Below are 523 nucleotides of genomic sequence, written 5' to 3'. Positions count from 1 at the left end.
TAAAACCGACTAAGCGCGAAATACCAGCACGCCAGCAAGCCCAAGCCGTCAACAATACGGCCAATGACCAAGCCACCAATAGTAATACCAGTCGCGATAGTCAAGGAAGCTTTAACGAAAGTATTTCAGAGGAGAGTATTCGCCAGTCCGCTGATACTTCTGAAACGTTATCCGTTACCGAAGAGCGGACGGTTGGTAATGAGTCACAGTCAGTCCCTGAAGCGCCAACTCAAAACGAAGGCAATGCCAACAAGCCTAAACAGGATAATAAAAAACCAGTAGCATCGGGAACGGATAACAATAGCAGTATTAAAAAACCACCCGTCGTACCTGCGCCAAAACCGCCAAGCGCAAGCAACAATGGTGCTAGTAATAATGCAAATACGCCCAAAAACAATAATAGTGACAGTATAAAAGCGCTCATAGAAGATAAAAGCAATTGATACGCATTTTCTGTCATCGAAAACCCCACTAGCTAATTGATTAGTGGGGTTTTTTTATACTTCGTTTTTTTAATATATTA

Annotated in this window: 1 pseudogene; it reads left to right on the top strand. The window is 42.6% G+C overall.

The features are described 5' to 3' along the window. Positions 1-443 (top strand): annotated as a pseudogene (locus ACS8FC_RS20775) (hypothetical protein); the annotation flags it as partial. Positions 444-523 lie beyond the last annotated feature (80 nt).

It is taken from the genome of Psychrobacter sp. 1Y4 (assembly GCF_051847555.1).
Note: the sequence above shows the minus strand (reverse complement) of the source record. Positions and strands in the feature narration are given on the sequence as shown.